14 protein-coding genes are annotated in these 18358 nt (G+C 35.4%); all 14 read left to right on the top strand.

Annotation, left to right across the window (positions count from 1 at the left end):
- Nucleotides 1-270 precede the first annotated feature (270 nt).
- Nucleotides 271-9210: a hypothetical protein gene (locus G4Y78_RS17790; protein WP_163834304.1), complete on the top strand. Its 8940-nt coding sequence runs from the start codon at nucleotides 271-273 to the stop codon at nucleotides 9208-9210.
- 36 nt (nucleotides 9211-9246) lie between these two features.
- Nucleotides 9247-10044, top strand: a complete 798-nt coding sequence (locus G4Y78_RS17785; protein ID WP_163834303.1) for a class I SAM-dependent methyltransferase — start codon at nucleotides 9247-9249, stop codon at nucleotides 10042-10044.
- Nucleotides 10045-10620: 576 nt separating this feature from the next.
- Nucleotides 10621-10806 (top strand): hypothetical protein, encoded by a 186-nt coding sequence (locus tag G4Y78_RS17780; RefSeq protein WP_163834302.1) that lies wholly within the window; start codon nucleotides 10621-10623, stop codon nucleotides 10804-10806.
- 164 nt (nucleotides 10807-10970) lie between these two features.
- Nucleotides 10971-11180 carry a hypothetical protein gene (locus tag G4Y78_RS17775; protein ID WP_163834301.1) on the top strand — a complete coding sequence of 70 codons (210 nt, stop codon included), beginning with the start codon at nucleotides 10971-10973 and terminating at the stop codon, nucleotides 11178-11180.
- A gap of 67 nt (nucleotides 11181-11247) precedes the next feature.
- The gene (locus tag G4Y78_RS17770) at nucleotides 11248-12261 is read left to right on the top strand and encodes a hypothetical protein (RefSeq protein WP_163834300.1); all 1014 of its coding nucleotides are present in this window, start codon (nucleotides 11248-11250) and stop codon (nucleotides 12259-12261) included.
- Nucleotides 12262-12271: 10 nt separating this feature from the next.
- Nucleotides 12272-12655 carry a hypothetical protein gene (locus G4Y78_RS17765; protein WP_163834299.1) on the top strand — a complete coding sequence of 128 codons (384 nt, stop codon included), beginning with the start codon at nucleotides 12272-12274 and terminating at the stop codon, nucleotides 12653-12655.
- A 17-nt stretch (nucleotides 12656-12672) separates the two neighbouring features.
- Nucleotides 12673-13080: a hypothetical protein gene (locus tag G4Y78_RS17760; RefSeq protein ID WP_163834298.1), complete on the top strand. Its 408-nt coding sequence runs from the start codon at nucleotides 12673-12675 to the stop codon at nucleotides 13078-13080.
- Nucleotides 13077-13811, top strand: a complete 735-nt coding sequence (sctJ, locus tag G4Y78_RS17755) for a type III secretion system inner membrane ring lipoprotein SctJ (RefSeq protein WP_163834297.1) — start codon at nucleotides 13077-13079, stop codon at nucleotides 13809-13811. The genes G4Y78_RS17760 and sctJ overlap by 4 nt, the downstream gene beginning before the upstream one ends.
- Entirely contained in the window at nucleotides 13801-14394 is a 594-nt protein-coding gene (locus tag G4Y78_RS17750; RefSeq protein WP_163834296.1) for a hypothetical protein, read from the top strand. The genes sctJ and G4Y78_RS17750 overlap by 11 nt, the downstream gene beginning before the upstream one ends.
- On the top strand, nucleotides 14394-15020 hold the full coding sequence (locus tag G4Y78_RS17745) for an HrpE/YscL family type III secretion apparatus protein (RefSeq protein ID WP_163834295.1): 627 nt from the start codon (nucleotides 14394-14396) through the stop codon (nucleotides 15018-15020). The genes G4Y78_RS17750 and G4Y78_RS17745 overlap by 1 nt, the downstream gene beginning before the upstream one ends.
- Before the next feature lie 83 nt (nucleotides 15021-15103).
- The gene (locus G4Y78_RS17740; RefSeq protein ID WP_163834294.1) at nucleotides 15104-16423 is read left to right on the top strand and encodes a FliI/YscN family ATPase; all 1320 of its coding nucleotides are present in this window, start codon (nucleotides 15104-15106) and stop codon (nucleotides 16421-16423) included.
- Nucleotides 16396-16815, top strand: a complete 420-nt coding sequence (locus G4Y78_RS17735; protein ID WP_163834293.1) for a hypothetical protein — start codon at nucleotides 16396-16398, stop codon at nucleotides 16813-16815. Before G4Y78_RS17740 ends, G4Y78_RS17735 begins: the two co-directional genes overlap by 28 nt.
- A complete protein-coding gene (locus G4Y78_RS17730; RefSeq protein ID WP_163834292.1) occupies nucleotides 16787-17686 on the top strand; it encodes a FliM/FliN family flagellar motor switch protein in 900 nt (299 codons plus the stop codon). The genes G4Y78_RS17735 and G4Y78_RS17730 overlap by 29 nt, the downstream gene beginning before the upstream one ends.
- Before the next feature lie 15 nt (nucleotides 17687-17701).
- On the top strand, nucleotides 17702-18346 hold the full coding sequence (gene sctR / locus G4Y78_RS17725; protein ID WP_163834291.1) for a type III secretion system export apparatus subunit SctR: 645 nt from the start codon (nucleotides 17702-17704) through the stop codon (nucleotides 18344-18346).
- The last annotated feature ends 12 nt before the right edge of the window (nucleotides 18347-18358 follow it).

Here is an 18358-nt window from a genome sequence, read left to right as displayed (position 1 = left end):
GTGTACACCTAGTGCAAAGGATATAACCAAAAAGCAGGCTGTTGGCCTGCTTTTTTTTTCTATTTAGCTTATCCTGCTGATGTGATGCATATCAATAATTTACTACCAACTAATCGAATCGACCCACTCTAATAAAATATTTCTCATTAACTGTTGTGACTATTTTCACTTACTATTCTGGTTACTCAATTAACAATGGAGTAAAACTAAGAAATTAATAATTACAAGACAATAACAAAATAAACTGAATGGTTATTAGGAGCAAGTAGTATGTCTATGCCACCAATTGACCACCAAACTAATGGTAGTTTAACAATACAAAATGATATTGATGCTCCAGAAATTATTCATTCATCCCCCCAGCGCCGTTCAACTAAACCAAAAGATAAAACAAAGAAAGAAAGTAAAAACATAAAAAATATAAGTAACCTGTTTTACTCAAGTATTAGTAAGGCAATAGCTTCTGATCAGGAAGAAGGCAGACATCAAGAAGAAAATCATACTAATATTAGTAAATCAGAAAAAAATACATTAACCAATAGTAATATTGCCTTTGATCCTATTACTGTAAATAGCGACAATAAAAGAATAAAAATAAACCATATAGAACTGTCAGAATTTTTAAAACCTGCAAATATGCCGGTTGTTTACTCGACTTCGGATGGTGGATTATATATTAGCTCGCTAAATAAAAATGAGCAAAGAGTTGATCATTATTTAGGAAACTCTCATGATATTTATTTACAAGCAAGTCCTTTATTTCCCACTACAGCGATAGCATATAACCCTAAAGACCGCAGTTATTATCTCTCTAACGGCGGAAAAGAATTATTAAAGTTGACAGAAAGTGGTGATCTGTGTCGGGTTAATAATTTCCATTGGGATTATAACAAGAATGGATATATTGGTGCACTTTCATTTTTAGATGATGGTACGGCACTTGTTGGTACATACAAAAATCAATTCAGGGAAAGCCAGCGCGATAGCGAGACATTAACCGTCTTTCGATTAGATTCAGGCAAGTCTTGGTATGCAACTCGGGTCGATACTAATGCAGATGTGACTCAGACTGGTGATATTGCAAGGGATATGGTTGTACGTGATGGAAGAATACTAACGCTGACCAACCCAAACACAATTACATCCATAGACCCAATATCAGGGAAAGTAGAACAAGTAACACACTTTAAATCACCTCATGGGCATAAACTGGGTGTGATGGAACCCATTTCATTATCAGCGTTACGTGAAGGGAGTGATAGTGAACTTTATGCTATTTCTTCAAGTGGGAAAGAATATAAGGTTGATTTTGTCGCAGGTACCCTTGAAGAAACAGGTAAAGCCTATAAACGTGGTAAAGGCTATTATCTCACAGATGCTGAGTCACCTGCTCGTCAGCCAGGGAAAGGTATTTCCTGGTGGCAGCAGGCAAGGTGGGTACCTCGTACCGCTGAAAATGTAAGTCCTAATCCAGTTCGTTTGCCTGGTGTGTTAACAGTACCGGATATTCAAGTAGTCGATGAGCAAACCAATATACCTCATTCGCATTACCAAGAAATGAAGCGTAGAGTTCGCGCTTGGGAAAATCAGCAGCGTGCTATCAGTAATTTGGATACATTATTAAAACGGACGACTGATGCAGACAATCAACAGTCTCAACGTACTGAAGGCAAAACAGTATGGCAAGAAGTATGGAGTAGAATGTATCCTACCGGCTCTCTAAAAAATCTAGGTGTGAGTGTCGGGCCTTGGGATCAAAGTAGAACGGGCTCTCACTCAATTGGTAAGCGAACCATTGCTGGTAAATTATTTGGTTATGCAGCCTCAGCAAAAAACTTAATGTTGCCGCTTAAAAATTTATTTTCCAGGTTGGATAAAAACTATCAGGCTAATTTAGAAAATAGTGTTAATGACAGTAAAAAAATACTAAGCAGTTATGTAGTGCAGGAACAGCTGAGTCGGCTACTTGGTTTGCGGCCTCCTCCTATAAGTGGTAATGCACAACAAAAATCGCTTTATAACAAAGAATTGTCAGAAAAATTCAGTGCGTTTATCAACTCTATGCCTGAAGGAGCTAAATTTACCTTAGGGTCTGAAGGAACACTTTCTTTAAAGTGGGGTACAACCTCAATAGTTGATATTATGGGTACAGGAATTAGCGATAACCTTAATATTGGTGCATTAGCTAAAACAGGTATTAAAGGTGACAATAGTATCGAGTTTGAAAAAGACTCTCATGGTATGAAAGTTACTATGGGTGCCAATGGAAAATTTGAAGGCTTAACCCTAGAAGTAGGGACTTATCAATTCACTAATAAAGTCGATAATGTTAATTACTTTATAGCTCCCTATGCTGAAGGTGACTTAAAGTTGTTTGAAACAACTAAAAAAGTTAAAACAACAGCATACCTTGAAAGTAATGATGTCACTAGTTTAATTGATATGTTGAGCAAGGGAGATAAAGCGTTAAACTTTAATTGGCTAGTAAATCATGGGAGGCGGAATCCTGAGGCCACCAAAGGAATTGATTTTAAACCGGTAGACTTGAGTGTAACAGGTGTTGTTGCTTCAGGTACAACAGATGTAGATTCACCATTTCAAACCGGAGAGCAAGGTGCTATTGGTTTAGGAAAGTCTGCTGGCTTGAAACTTGGTGCAGGGATAGCAGCCTCAGGGAGTTATACATTTAAATGGGAAGCAAAAGCTAATGGTGAGTCTGATGGCTTTTCAGTTAAATATAAGGGAAGAGAAGTTGATTGGGGCTTGAAAACAACTTTTAGTCTCTGGTCCCGATTAACTAAAATTACTTATCCTGATTTCAGTGATAGTGTTTCAACAACATGGGGTGGTGGTGGACACTCATTTTTAATTAGTGACCTAAAAGAAAAAATAAAAAATTATAATGATGCTAAAGAGGCTGAAAGCAAAGATAATAGTCCTAGTGTTGATGAATTACCTCTGACCAATAAATTTTATCATACAACAGGAAACCTTACTGGAAGTAATCTAATTGATAGAGTTAACTATTATCCAGATCTTGCTCGTATTTTGAATAATGACCCAGACGCTATGTGGCGCTTAAAAAATGTACTGAAGCATAAAGCAGAAGGAGCAACCTTCATTCAAGTTGAGCGAAAATTAAAAGATGATAAATGGCAGCAAGTACAGCAACTCACATCTCAACGTGAAAGCTTTAATCAACGACTAACTGAATTCAATAGTCAGATAACAGATGATATCTCAGAACCAGAAAAGCAGCGTATACAACAACAAATAGAACAGGTTGGTAAAGACATTTTAGAAGCCAAAACCAGCATACAAAATATATTAAATAATAAAGATAATTTTGCTGTTAGTGGTTATGAGGTAATGGAAACGCGCAGTATTGAGCAAAAGCGTGGATTTAATATCACCATAATTGGACTTGATAGCAAAAATAGCATGAAGCTGGTTAATTCTATATTTCGAGAGGAGATTGACCCAGCAATTGGGATTTCTAGAATGACTAACGAGCAACGTGGTATCAGTTCATTAGAAGAAAATAAAGGTAGAGCATTACAAATAGTCCGTGATGCAATGGGAAGTGATACCTCTAAACGTCGACAACAATTTAAAACAAACCAAGAGACAATAGAGAAAATTCGGCAATTAGCGATTAATGACTTGGCTTCTCCACAAGAGTTAGCAGACCTTCGGCGGTTTGATCAATATTTAACTAATTTGGGTGGCAATTTAGATATTCTAGAAACAGTTAAAACCACCAGAGTAGGTCAGTCGAACTTTGAAAATGGAGAACTGCATGAAGTAATGGACCCTTATGCTGCTGCGAGTGTAATACAGGAAGGTATTACTACGAGCAATAAAGAAAATACAGCAGCTGGGTTTGTTATCCAACGAAAATTTACCATTAATAATGAAGAGCATTGGTTGCCCGCTTTCATTGTTACGCGCAATAGTAATGGACGCATAGAACTACGCAATGCTCAAGGTAAGCTTATCGACCATCACCGTAATGTATTAGGTAATAATCGATTTCGGAAAGTATTAGAGCAGTTTTTCAAAGGTGATGGGGTAACTAACGAATATAAAGTACTTAAGGCTAAACAAAACTTTGTAGATGAGTTTAATCGTATAAGCCAAAACAATTATGACCCTTCGTCTAGTTCAGCAAAAATTGAAACTGAATTTGATCGGTTACAACGAAGTGATCAAAAAGTTAAAATTGATTTAACCTTGGGAAGCAATGCCTACCGAGGTCCAATTACTCAAGTGCTTGCTGATGGCCGGGTTATCACTGTCGATCGAGCAAGTGACGAAATTACCATTACACGCCGAAACCCAACTGAAGCTAATCCTAGCCAAGTCACTACAACCACCGAGCGAATCTCTGGTAATGACCTCTACCAATCAATAGCAGATAAAATTGAGGCTCAACACAATACAAAAAATAATCAGCCTATTTATGTAACAAAAGCAGAAGCCTATGCGCTGGATATTAAAGTTAGAGAAACAGGAAAAACTGATTTCAAACCCATTACTGCGAGTACTGATTTTAGTTCTAATGCTGAATTATCTTGGCGATTTGATAAGGCTGTAGCTGGGTTGTTACAGGATTCGGTCAATTTTGGTCGGAATCGGCAATTATTTTTAAAAGCAACCATTATTTCAGGGAATGGTTCTCCATTAACCAGTGATGAAGCAAAATTTGAAGCAAAAGTTGCTGAGCTATTGGGTACAACCAATGATTATGATGATTTTTTAGGAAAGCTAAATGAATGGGCAAAAGGAAATAAGAGAGATATAGCTGAGGATATCAACAGAGAATTACGTAATAGTCCAATTAGCTTGATTGAGCGTGTAAGTACTAATGAAAATGGTGAGTTTACCATTCACTACACTGAGGAAGGAAAAAGTAGGGTTGCAGCGAGAGAGCTCGTCAATTATATCAACCATAGAGAGCCACAAGTAACGTTAACCAATAATGATCGTCATATGCTTGATAGGCTAACACAGAAATATCGACGTAATATACAAATTGAACATATTGATGCTAATGGTAATCGACTAGGAGAAATAGAAAACGTTGGTAAAAATACTAGTTCCCTACATGCACCAATTAACTTAATAAGAACTGTAGATGCTCAAGGGCACGAGTCATTTCAGGTGAAATTCTCAGAGCATACAGCAGCTGTTAATGTGCAATCCAGTGAACCGCGCAGTGATGTAAATAATTTATTCAGGGCATTTTATTGGGGGTTGTATGGAGAAAATGGTGGCAATAGGCCTCCAGAGTCTATCATACGTGTAGCACAAGAGTCGTTGACTGATGATATCTTGCGTAATCCTGATAGCTCAATAAATGACATAATTAATGACAAACAACCGGTAACTGATTTTCAAGGTTTACGTCATCAGCTTGCTATTGATTTACCTGAAAGTGTAGCTAAGAAAGCTCAAACAATATTAGGCCGAGAGCAAGTGAATACAGATCTAGCTGATATTGTTCAACAACGGCGAGATCAACGTGATCGTACTTTAAAGAGTGGCTGGGGACAGCGAGCCATGTCTTTATATGGCTCATTTGGTACTGCCAATGGCTTGCGATTATTTGGTACGAGTATAGCGCAAGGAACCTTTGATCCTAACAACCCACTTGCATACTTACAGGCATCATCCACTTTATTAGGGGCAACAGAAGAATTATTGTCTGGAGCTGCAGATATTGGTGATATTGCCAAGCGCCTGAAATTACGCATGCCTAAAGGGACCAATGCAATGAAGCTAATGCGTTCAATGTTTGGTGGCTCAAAAGGTATGAAAGCATTAGGCGGTATAAGCAAACTAAGCAAGCTTGGCAAAGTTGCTGGGCCACTGAGTGTTGTCACCGGTGCTTTGGATATTGTGAATGGTGCGTTCAGTATAAAAGATGGTGTACTACGGTTGCGAGCAGGTGATGAATTAGCAAAATTTGATATTGCGTCGGGTAGTTTTGATACCATTGCTGGTGGCTTAGGCATGGCAGCTGGAGTCATGTTATTAAATCCAGCTACTGCACCTTTTGCGCCTATTGTAGCGATTGGTGCATTAATTATGGGAGCTATTTCCCAATCACTACAAGCAGCAAAAGCGATCAAAGAATATGAAAAAGAAGTAGGACCACTTTCAACAGGCGATAAAATTGGTTACGGGTTAGCTTCTTTCTTTGGCTTGGGCGATGTGACTAAGTGGGGTAAAAAACTGAAAGAAGTACGCCGCGAGAAAGCAATTACTGAGCGTAAAGAAATGATTGCTAATCAGAAAGAATTGATTGAGCAAGTATTTCGTATGTCTGGTGACATGAAAACAGATACTTCTGCTATGTACCCAGGATCTGCTACCTATTTATATGGCCAACACCCATCTATGAGAAAAATGACCCAGGCTGAGCTTGAAGCATCAAATAAAAAGTTAAAGGAGCTTGGGGTAAGTGATGAAGAAATTAAACGTCTTACACCAGATACATTAAATGACGGCCCGGGTAGTATTATGACCGAAAAACGGGGGTTTGGTAGTTTAGAAAAAGCTATCTTTTATGATGTTAATGATGGTTTTGACCCTAATAATGCAGAGGGCTACCAGCGTGTTAACCAACAGACTGACACCCAACTTAGAGAAAATACAGGCTCGAGAACATTAGCATTTGCTTATCGTGGTAGTGCTAAGGATCGCTTTGTAAATGGGTTTGAGGACAAATCAAATAGTTTTATTGCCACCGAAGCTGTTGGTCAAAGCTATTTTGGTAAAACAAAAGATGATTCCAGTGTATTTACAACGGGAAGAGCAACACTATTGGTTGAGGGCAAGGAAAACTTACAAAAAGTACTGCTAGAAGAAGCAAAGGCCAAAAATGACAAGGCACTTGAAAAAAACGTCAACCATTTCTTTGATTGGATGTATGCCCTAGCCAATGGTGATGCTGCCCAAGTTATTGCAGCATTTAAAGCAGATAAATTACCCAATCAAGCATACTGGGATAAACTACATGAAATAGAGAATGATAAAACCATCGATAATACTTTACGCAGGGAACGATTGACTGCACATCTTAGAAGCCAAAGGTATGTGCCTGATATTTTTAACGAAGTGAAGCAAGATCAGCATGCGCTAAATGCAGCTAGGGTATATTTAACTGAAAAGCAACTAGGCAGTGTCGGGGAAAGTTTAACAAAGTCTAGGCAGATTGATTTTCATGGTAATGAAGGGAGGGATTCCGTTTCATTTATATTAAATCCAGCCAATCCGCAAGATCGCACCCAAAGAAATAATCAAATCAACGTAAGAGCTGAAGCAATTTCACTGGGTGAAGACACTAAAATTGTAATTAGTGAAAATGAAAGTGACTCTAGCTTAATAGCTACGGGTACTGAGAGCTTTATGATTCAGGGCAATCATAAAACAGGCACAATTGATGTTGATTTAAACACCCAAGATGACGATTCATTGATTACTGGCAAAACATTTATGCTTGGAGGATCTGACGTTGTAAAACTAAATACAGGTACAGGAAAAGATAATGTATTTCAAATAGAAAATGCTGAGCTTGCAATAATTAATGTAGGACATACTAAATCGGCTTATGTCCTGGGTAATCAAATTAAAGGTAATGTACTTTTTCATAATAAAAATGCTGGAGGAGATGACACAACTGTCATTGATATCTCTGCTTGGAAGTCGATAGAAGAATTGCGATTTGAGTTAAGTGATGGGCGATTGAAAGTAATTGATGCATTTTCAGAGAGAAGCCTATATATCGATGATAAATCAAGTGTGTTATTGATGGCAAAAGATAGTCAGGGGCGTGAGGTGACACTTGGCCAGGAACAAATAGAATTATTGCAGTTAAACCAAAGGCTTGTCGGTACAAATCTCATCGCTAATGATATTGAGTATATTCAAGGCAGTAAAGCTATCGAGTTGGATGAAGAAGATTTACAGTTACAGCTACGGGGTGAGGGTACTGCTACTATTCAACGCTCGGCAGCTAGCCAGGATGTTTTATTTATTGTCGATAAGGGTATTCAGTTAAACTTAAGTGATATTCACGATGGCGATCGTTTCAAACTGAATGGCATCAAGTTTGAAAATACTGAGATTATTAATAATGGTATTAGTCACTCACCAACACAGCAGTCTTTAGTGCAAATTGATCCTGCAAAAACACTAGCTGCTAATTTGCAGTTTACCGTTGAGTATGATGATCAATTAGTAAGATATTACACAGATGATACTGGCCGACTAAGGCTGCAGCCAACGATGCCATTAGCAACTGATGTAGCACAGCAACAGCCTGCTGCTATGCCTAAAGGGGCTCGAGTGCTTAATAAATTGGATACTAGTATACCTGTACTATTCCAAAATTACGTCAACGAATTATGGCGTTTACCCAATGGCCTGATTATAGATGCTAAAGCAGGAAAAGTATTTGATCAGCAAGGTTACCAATACAAGCATGCTACTTACGATGCAGAAAATAAAAAGATTACATACAGTACACAACATAATAATCAGCTTGAAATTGACTTTTCTAATCCTAACCAAGAAAACATCAAATCAAGGATTGCTCCTTTTGAAGCCAAAGTATTAGCTGATGGCCGTTGGTATTTTGCAAGTGATGAATATTCTGATCCTAGTCGTGGAAGAGTAACTGATAATTTTGTTGTTGATCCACAAAATTGGCGTGTTTATGTTAGTCAATACGATTACGCTAATTTACAGTATAAGCAAGTAACGAATACGGATGGCTCCCCTGAATATGCCTGGTTTAGTCATCAAGGGATGAATAGAGTAAATGATGATTCTGTTAAATACCTTTGGTTTCGTTATGATGGTGCAAGAGGGAAGCATTTGATTGTTGATTCTGCCACTGGCCCTGGTTATCTATATAGTAATGAAAAGGTTGTAGGCTTAACACCAGACCAGTTTTATAAGACCATTTTTAACGCGCAACATGGCAACTTAGACAAAGGACGCTTTGAAGCCTTACCTGGTGATGGATCTGCTGATCGACCTGAGAAAATGTTCCTTTATAGTCGATGGGTACCTGGACACGATGATAAATACCTAACAGATGCTTACTATAAAGATAAGCCAGAATTAGCAAAAGTATTAAAATACTTCTATCAAGATATTAAAGAAAAGGGTATAACGACAGAGGAATATACTAAAAGTTAATGTTTGTTCTGATTGAGGATAGTAGATCGTTAACTGATGGAAAGTAATCGACAATCAGCAGAGCAATGGGATCAGCTTGTCCCTATTGCTGACTATTTATTGCACTTTGGTTTGAACCCTGACTTAGCATTGGTTATCAAACAAGAGCTAATTGCCCAATGGCAGTATGAATGTGCGCTACTACTGGGTTGCAGTGGTGGTGAAATACAACGCATACTACAAAGTGATACCTGTGCACATTGGGTGGGTGTTGATTATTCTCAAACAATGCTAACTATGGCTGCGAATGATGATTGCATTGCTAAAAATCATTTTATTGCTGCAGATGCGGCTAAATTACCCTTTAAACAGAATAGTATCGATTTAATTGTCATCGCAACTGGAATAATAGACCATATTGATGATCGTGGTGCTATCAATATCCTGAACCAGTGTCACCAAATTAGTCAACCAAATGGACAGCTGGTGCTGTGTCATCATCACTATCCTCGACCCTTGTTAAAACAATTGTGGTGGTTAGGTGCGTGTCGGCAGCAAATATTATATCAGCAACCATTAAATCGCTGGTTTAAAGTAGCAAGTTATATACGTAAAGTGTTGGGCAGGTTAACGGAAAAAGCAACATTGTTTAACCTGGGTAAAGATCTAGAGCTGCTTTGTCAGGAAAGGCAGCTTGACTTTAAACAAATAATCGCTTGCCTACCAAGTAAACACTATGTTCGTTCAGTAAATACCATTCAACAGTTAGCAAACCAAGCGGGTTGGCACTTGTCGCCGACAAATTTAGATAGCGAAACACTTCATGTATTGAGCGGCACTAAAAGGGGTGTATAAAGCCTCAACTTAGTGTTAGCTTCTCTTCTAAGAAATTATTTTGAGAGATGTTTGCTGAACAAGCCATCGAGACATCTGTTAACTACTTCATTAATTTATTATCACTGTCATTTTTTTGTGTGGGTAAAAAAAAGTGCTGATTTTTGAGGTTGCAGTATAAGCGAGTTTATATAAATAATAATGTCATATTTGGCTAATACAGTTACAACTAAGTAAGAAATTGTTGATAAATATTTTGAATAACTAAGCAAGTTAACAGAATGAAATTCTGCTTAATTAGATATAAGTAATAGTAGTCATAAATATGTATAGTCAAAGTTATTATAGAGTCACTTAAGTATATAAAATATATATAAATTAATGAGTTGTTGATTTTAAAATAACATGTAAAAAGGTTGTGTCTGGTAAAATATTGTATGAAAGAAAAGTATAATGTTTGAACTTTTAATATTTTTATCCGCGAATATTAAAAAGGCAATATCATTATTTTTAATAATGAAACTTTGTTCAAATATGCGTTGATTCATAGTATTGAGCTAGAAGCATGACATAGTATAGCTAAACAGGAGGTTTCTCATGTTTCAAACAGAAGAGTTAACAGATAAAAAAATAAGTAAATTAGCTATTGATAAATTAGCTGGAGAACTAAAAATATTAACAGAAATTGAAAAGGGGGGGATGTCACCAAAAGAAAAACAAAAAATTATGAGTATAAAAAAAGCGTACAATGCATCTAAAAAAATTTTGGAAAAAATAAATTAGTTGTGATAAAAATATAGTGTGCAGTATATGCGCAAATCTAAGTGTGGTGTATATGGGTTAAACAATGGATTGGTAACTAGATAAAATAAAAAGGAGAGAATTCATATATATCGAGCAGATAATTAAATCTACTTAGAATTAATAATAAATTTGGAGACAAGAACATGCCTACTTTAGAAAATGCATCAAGCCAATTTAATCAGTCACAACAAGCAGCATTGGATATGATGGCGCTACAGGATGCAAACGCTGCAGCTCAAATTAGAAGAGCTGCTCAAATGCAAATTGCAAAGTCAAAAGCTGATCAAGCAAGACAGTTTGCACAAGCTGCTATGGCAGTATTAGGACAAACAGGTAATATGAGGATTAACTAAAATTAACAAGAGCAGTACTTATGTACTGCTCATTTTTATTGGTTAGAAAAATAAGGTTGATAAATTTATGAAATTTGCAGCTTATTATAAAAATAATCTAATCAATAAGATCGCATTGAAAAATGGTGAATATAAAATAGGTTGTGACTTAAATAGTGATATTGTTTTCTCAAAACTTAAAGGTAAGTACCGACTAAAAATTGGGGACGAAGGTGTAGAGCTGTATGGTGATAAGCTTTTATCTAAAAAGAAAAAATACCTTAAATATAATATAGAAGATTATATTGTTGTAGTTAAAGTTAGTAAAGAGTCTAAGAGTCAATTACATAAAAAACCTGTTTCAAATTCTGATTTAAATATTAAAAATATATTTAGTAAAAAGTTGTTGCTTACTTTGCTTGCAATACCGCTGGTATTTGTGACAACAGTGTTTTCTGATATTGGTGATAGCCAATACAGAGAGAATAATTCAAGTGTTGATAGTGTAAGTTATATTGATACAAGTGCCCTTGTTAAATCATTGAATATTTTGTTAAAACAATACGAAAATCAGTTGAGTATTGAATATATAAGTGAAAGCCAAGTAGTACTCTCTGGATTTATATATAAACAAGAAGAACTCAAGGAAATTATTAACTATATCAGGAACGATCTTGGTATTGAAAATATACAAGTAGATAGAGTGCACTCTATAAATAAGATAAACAGTTTTCTAATTGATTTATTAAAAAACAATAATATAAAGAGTTTTATAGAGATTGATTATCAAACAGGCCAGTTTTTAGCTTATGTACCACACAATGAAGTAAATAATAAACTGGTTTCTGAGATATTGAGAACTATTGAGGTAAAATTCGGAATTAATAATATTAATATGGTAGTGCCTGACTTGAATAAGTTGGTTTTTGAGGAGTTAAAGCTGATTTCGACTTGGGGAGGGGATAAACCTTATATTAAGCTGTCAAACAATATTAAATACAATATTAAAGAAAAACTTCCATCAGGATGGAAGTTAGATAGTATTACAAACAAAAAACTACAGTTTGTTAAAAAAGATAAGAAAATTGCATTAGTGATTTAAGGGGCATGTCATGACTCAGGTTAGTTACGAAATACCAGAAAATATTCGAGAATTAATTATCAAAGTAGCATTTAAAGCAATTGAAAGTGGTTGTACTAATGAAGCTAAAGCTATTTTGGAGGCACTGGCAAAAAATTATCCATTATCAGCGGCCAGTGATATAGGCTATGCACTAATAGAGATAATGAATAGTAATTTTTCTAAAGCAATTCGTTTGCTAAAAAACACCCTTGAAAAATCAACTAATTGTTTAGAAGAAGCAAGAATTGTTTTACTTTATGCGATGGTTGCTTCTGGAAAAGTAACCGAAGCTAAGCATGAGGCAAAAAATATGCTGGAAGGGGAACTGGTAAGCAAAGACAATATTAAAATTATTTTTGATGAAATGGGATAGCTGATAAAGAGGGTGTTATGATTCCAATTGCCAGTGAAGTAGACCTGACTAAAGCTGAGTTACAAATTGCTTCAAATAGAGAAATATCTTATAAATCCATGGGTGATTTGAATGGATTGAATGAGGTAAATAAAATAGACGCTTTGCCAAAGCTTTATAGGTTTCTTTTAAGTTCTTTACCACTTAGCATGAATGACATCTTTAATAACTATAAAAAACAAGCAGCTAAGTGGATAGAAATGATAGAGAGTAATGATAATATTCCAGATGACTATAAAGAGGAAATAATCGGCAATATAAAATTTTCAGAGAAAGTTGTTTTGGAGAACTATAGTTACTCGAAAAAAATGGCTAACCTTGCTTTTTGTAAAAATCTAGTAAGTGGTATTTCAACAAAAATAAATGAGCTTACAAGAGTGTCATGAAAATAAGAATATACTTCCTATTATTACTATTTTTGCTATATGGCTGTGATAAAGAGCTCGTGACTGGGCTAACAGAAAGAGAAGCTAATGAAGTTTCGGTCACACTTTTTAAACATAATATAAAATCTGAAGTGGTTTCCACAAAAAAACTGGGAATGAAAGTATTAGTTGAAAAAGATGATTTTATAAAAGCATCAATGGTATTGAAGCGCTATGGGCTACCGAGAAAGAAATATGCAAGTATTGGCGATGTGTTTAAGAAGGATGGTTTGATTTCCAGTCAGATGGAAGAAAAAAATAGAACGGTATATGCATTAAGTGAGGAACTTAGCCATACTATTTCGATGATTGATGGAGTGGTTGAGGCACGTGTTCATATAGTGATTAATGATAAAAAGAAACGTTATTCAAAAGAGGTTAAAGTACCAAATACTGCCTCAGTTATGATAAAAGCATTGCCAAACTATAATGTTAACCACTATGTACCTCAGATAAAGCAAATGGTAGCCAAAAGTATCACTGGAGTAACATACAAAAATGTGGCTGTTACAGTATTTCCTTACATAGCTGAAACTAGCGCCAGTGGTATGGGAATAGTAGCAAGCAATGAAAGTAATGGAATGAGCACAGGCGTAAACATATTAATTACACTGTTAGTTATGTGTTCAATTGTTGGCATATCTTTGCTTGGGTTTCGATTATATGAACACCATTTCGCCCATGGAAAGTAAAGTTATTGACTTAAACTTCCGACCGATTAACTACGCTCATGACAATGAGCTAGCTAAACTTGCCTGTCAGTATTATAAAATTAATCGTATTCTGCATAAGCGTTTATTAAACGATGAAATATATATAAGAGAGTTATCTCTCTATATCAATAAAGTAGTTTATAATAATCAGTTTTTTTATAATTTTGATAATAAACCAGAGCTAAGATTAACACTGGAAACACGGGGCTGTATTGTTAAAGCTTTTTATATGGCAGCTTTACGCAGTCACTATAATTCGCTTTGTGCTGTTATGGATAGAAATAAACTGATAGCTCTCAATAAGCTTATCACAGAAGACGATTTATCTCTTATCATTAGTAATCCACCAAAGCAAAAATTTAATAAGATGATTAGAGACCACTTTACACTCAAACGGCAACTTTACTCTATGTTATGTGAAATGATGAGCACTTGGCTGTTAATGTTACCTAACCCTTTATCTGTACGTATGAAATTAAAGTTCCCTAATCGTTATTTTTGTTCAAGTTTTGGTAATCAAAGACAATATTTTGATAACTTATACTGGGTGTTGGATAAATAATGAGTTTGCAAATTATAAAGAGTAATGAATATGATAAAATCATTTCTTCACAACAGATTGCTGATAAAATAAAGTCTGAGTTAGATAATAAAATTGAGCAAGCTAGAAGTCAGGCTCAACGGTTGGTAGCTGAAGCACAAGTACAGGCGCAGCAGTTGAAACAACAAGCTTACTATGATGCATATACCCATTCATATGAGTATATGGTAAATGAAATGCTAACTAGCAAACTGGTGAAACAAACATTGATTACTTCAGCTATTCCTTTTTATGAGGCGCTGATAAAAAAGCTACATCACAAAATGATTGGAACACTTGAAGTATCTGATAGAATTAATAAGGTACTTCATGATGAACTTACTAGTTTACTCAGGGCAAATGAAATAACGATAGTGATTCACCCTGATATGCTGACTGAAACCAAAGCTAATTTACAATGTTCTGAAAATCCTCTTTGTAAAAATTTATTTTTTAAGACAGATATTAATTTAAAGCCGAATGAATTTATTATTCAAACCAAAGACATGACAATAGTTGCTGATAGTGTCTCTCAAACTCAATTGTTAAATCAAGTATTAGACCGAGCGAAACAGAAGCTTAGCCAAGCAACCAATAATAGTACTTGAATTGTGAATTGATGGGCACCTCTAATCTTCAAACCAACGCCTTGGTTGCGAATTGACTGTAAACAATAATTAGAGATGCTCTTATGTTAGAGAAATATTTTTCACAAGTACTCACTGAACTGAACCAACTTACTCCCTATAGCCAAGCGGGTGCTGTGACTAAAGTTTCACAAACAACGATAGAGACAGGTTTGGTCGATTTAAAACTAGGGGAGTTATGTAAAATAGTTGATCATTTTAATAAAAAGGTTTTTTTCGCTGAAGTCATATCAGTCGAACAAAACAAATCAGTGTTAGCACCCACAGATCACATTTCGCAGCTGAGTTTAAGTGCTCAGGTAGTCAAGCTTGATGAAGGTTTAACTTTACAAGTGTCATCGGCTTTGTTTGGCAAAGTTATTGATTATCGCGGAGCTGCTCTCAACTGTATTCATCTACAACACCAGCAACCAGCTACAATCAATATTGAAGCCAGGCCTCCATCCCCCTGGGACAGACAAGAGATTGATGAAACCTTTGAAACAGGTGTACGTGCCATAGATAGTTTAAACACCTGTGGTGTTGGCCAGCGTGTAGGTATTTTTGCCGCTGCAGGTGTTGGCAAGTCTACGTTACTTGCAATGCTGATTGCCCATGCCAAAGTAGATTTGGTCATCATTGCTTTAATTGGTGAGCGGGGCAGAGAAGTAAAAGAGTTTGTGAGTTTGGTCAAAGATACAGGGAGAATCAATCGAACTATTATCGTTTGTGCTACCTCAGATAAAACGCCTTTGGAACAGGTTAAAGCGGCTAACTCTGCCACCCGACTCGCTGAGCATTATCGTGACCAGGGGCTTAAAGTTTTGCTGTTATTTGACAGTTTAACACGTTATTCGCGGGCTCAACGGATGCTGGGCTTAATGGCAGGTGAGCCGCCTGCACGAGGAGGTTATCCACCTTCTGTGTTTTTGCGTATGGCACAACTGGTCGAACGACCCGGTAAAACCCACAAAGGCAGTATCACGGCTTTTTATACGGTGTTAATGGAAGGGGATAACCCTGATGAACCTGTCGCTGATGAGGCACGATCGTTGCTGGATGGCCATCTGATTTTATCGCGACAGTTGGCTGAAAAAGGACATTATCCGGCTATTGATGTACTCAGGAGTAAGAGCCGATTAATGGTTCAATTGATCAATGAGCAACAACTTAGCCTAGCAAATACAATAACGAGTCAACTCAGTATGATAAAAGAAAATGAGTTTATTATACGTGTTGGTGAATATAAGGCTGGTCATGATCAGAAATTAGATCAAGCATTAGCTAATCAAGATGAAATTAATCAATTTTTGCAGCAAGGCTTATCAGAAAAAACTAATATGGAAGAAACCATGCAATGGCTAACTCAACTTGGCCCGCAATAGCCAAATCCATTCAATCCCTCCTTGATATCTATCGTCATAAAGAGCTTACACTTTGCCAAATAATACAAAGCATTGAAAAAAAAATATCCACTCTAAAAAATGAGATATCTATTCAAGAACAGGAACAACAAAAGCTTTATAGTGAAATTAAGCAAAGTATTAATAGTATAGACAAAGCAACCTCGCTTGAGGAAATAAGGAAAAATAAAGCTAATATAAGATTTATTAATAATAAAGTTAATGATGCTTCTCACCAAATAAACAAGCTGCAACAAAGGCTTAATGATAAAAATAAAGAGTTAGCCGATGTTAAACAAAAAAAAATAACTGTTAGCCGAAAAATATATAAGTATGAATTGATTTATGAAAATCAGGAAAATCCTATTACCTAAAAAAAGCACTAAAGAGTGTGCTAAACACAATCTGGTCAATAAAGGTTATCAATTTATAAATAAATCAATTTTTCCAGTAGAAAAAGTTGAATCAGAAATAAAATCAATAAAGTATATATATTTAAAATTATCGTATAAAGGTAGTCTGTTAATAATAGCTGTAAATATAGAGCTAATAAATGAGTATCTAATTAACCAAAAAATATACACAGGTATTGAATATTTAAATGAGAAATTGAAGAAAATATTTATTGAAAACATGGTGTTAGAAGTTAATAAACGTATAAAATTAACTGATCTACACTATGTAAGTATATCAAAACTGCCTCAAGTTGTTGATTGGATGTGGTTGAGAATTAAACAAATAAAAAATGGATATATAAAAGTTAGTTGTGGTAAATGGCTAAAGTATCTTGATCAAGAAAACACTAATAAAGTTTATTTTAAGTGTCTAGTAGAGCAATACAGATTGTATGGAGAAGTCGCTGCAATCAAGTCACTTAGCCAAGGAGATATCATTTTATTAGACTCAGCTGATAGTGAGCTAAGACTGTGGGAACCACAAAACAACCTTTTTTCTAAGCTAGTGATAAACCAAGATAACTACAGTTATAAACTAAATAATAATTGGTATAGAGATATGAAAACGAAAAGCCAAATGAGTAATTTAAAAGCAAAAATATCATTTGTCATCGATGAATTAACACTCAATACTGATGATTTATCAGGTTTTAGTGACAATCAATATATAAAACTTGAGAAACAGCTTAACGAAAGTATAGATATCTATGTTAATGGATACAGATTTGGTCAAGGTAAACTAGTGGCGATTGAAGATCACTATGGTGTAAAAATAACTAATTTGTGCTAACAAAAGAATTATGTTATGCAAGAGTCAATACCGTATATATTAATAGGATTTTTTGTATCAATATTACCGTTGATTGTTGTAATGATGACTGCATTTACTAAGATAAGCATTGTTTTTATGCTATTACGTAATGCAATAGGTTTACAACAGGCACCACCCAGTATCTTATTAATGGGTATAGCTCTAGTTTTAAGTATATTTTTAATAGCACCGGTAATTGACAAAACAGTACAACAGTTTGATGGGGAGAATTTTTCTAATAAAGATTTAAAGCAATGGTATGTTGTAGTAAACAAAGTTAGTACACCAATAAAAACCTATTTAAATAAGTTTGCTACAGATGAATCAAAAGAAATGTTTATCACTGTTAGTCAAGAAGTTTGGCCTGAAGATTTTAAATATAAAGCTAAGGAAAACTCAATATTTATTATAATACCCTCATATGTTCTAAGTGAGTTAAAAAGGGCATTTGAAATAGGTTTTTTACTTTTTTTGCCTTTTTTGATAATAGACTTGGTTGTAACAAATATATTGCTTGCAATGGGGTCGATGATGATGTCGCCTTCTTTAATATCATTACCGATTAAATTGTTGTTATTTGTTTCAGTTGATGGTTGGACAACATTAATTGAAAGCTTGCTACTAAGTTATAGTATTTAAACATGGTAGGCA

The organism is Spartinivicinus ruber, from assembly GCF_011009015.1.
Lineage (GTDB): Bacteria > Pseudomonadota > Gammaproteobacteria > Pseudomonadales > Zooshikellaceae > Spartinivicinus > Spartinivicinus ruber.
This window is presented reverse-complemented; position numbering and strand designations above follow the sequence as displayed.

Excerpts from the sequence above, each read along its gene's own strand:
- G4Y78_RS17735 (WP_163834293.1), top strand. The coding sequence starts at position 16,396 with ATGGCTAACTCAACTTGGCCCGCAATAGCCAAATCCATTCAATCCCTC.
- G4Y78_RS17750 (WP_163834296.1), top strand. The coding sequence starts at position 13,801 with ATGGAAAGTAAAGTTATTGACTTAAACTTCCGACCGATTAACTACGCT.
- G4Y78_RS17790 (WP_163834304.1), top strand. The coding sequence starts at position 271 with ATGTCTATGCCACCAATTGACCACCAAACTAATGGTAGTTTAACAATA.
- G4Y78_RS17780 (WP_163834302.1), top strand. The coding sequence starts at position 10,621 with ATGTTTCAAACAGAAGAGTTAACAGATAAAAAAATAAGTAAATTAGCT.
- sctJ (WP_163834297.1), top strand. The coding sequence starts at position 13,077 with ATGAAAATAAGAATATACTTCCTATTATTACTATTTTTGCTATATGGC.
- G4Y78_RS17775 (WP_163834301.1), top strand. The coding sequence starts at position 10,971 with ATGCCTACTTTAGAAAATGCATCAAGCCAATTTAATCAGTCACAACAA.
- sctR (WP_163834291.1), top strand. The coding sequence starts at position 17,702 with ATGCAAGAGTCAATACCGTATATATTAATAGGATTTTTTGTATCAATA.
- G4Y78_RS17770 (WP_163834300.1), top strand. The coding sequence starts at position 11,248 with ATGAAATTTGCAGCTTATTATAAAAATAATCTAATCAATAAGATCGCA.
- G4Y78_RS17745 (WP_163834295.1), top strand. The coding sequence starts at position 14,394 with ATGAGTTTGCAAATTATAAAGAGTAATGAATATGATAAAATCATTTCT.
- G4Y78_RS17785 (WP_163834303.1), top strand. The coding sequence starts at position 9,247 with ATGGAAAGTAATCGACAATCAGCAGAGCAATGGGATCAGCTTGTCCCT.
- G4Y78_RS17760 (WP_163834298.1), top strand. The coding sequence starts at position 12,673 with ATGATTCCAATTGCCAGTGAAGTAGACCTGACTAAAGCTGAGTTACAA.
- G4Y78_RS17765 (WP_163834299.1), top strand. The coding sequence starts at position 12,272 with ATGACTCAGGTTAGTTACGAAATACCAGAAAATATTCGAGAATTAATT.
- G4Y78_RS17740 (WP_163834294.1), top strand. The coding sequence starts at position 15,104 with ATGTTAGAGAAATATTTTTCACAAGTACTCACTGAACTGAACCAACTT.
- G4Y78_RS17730 (WP_163834292.1), top strand. The coding sequence starts at position 16,787 with ATGAAAATCAGGAAAATCCTATTACCTAAAAAAAGCACTAAAGAGTGT.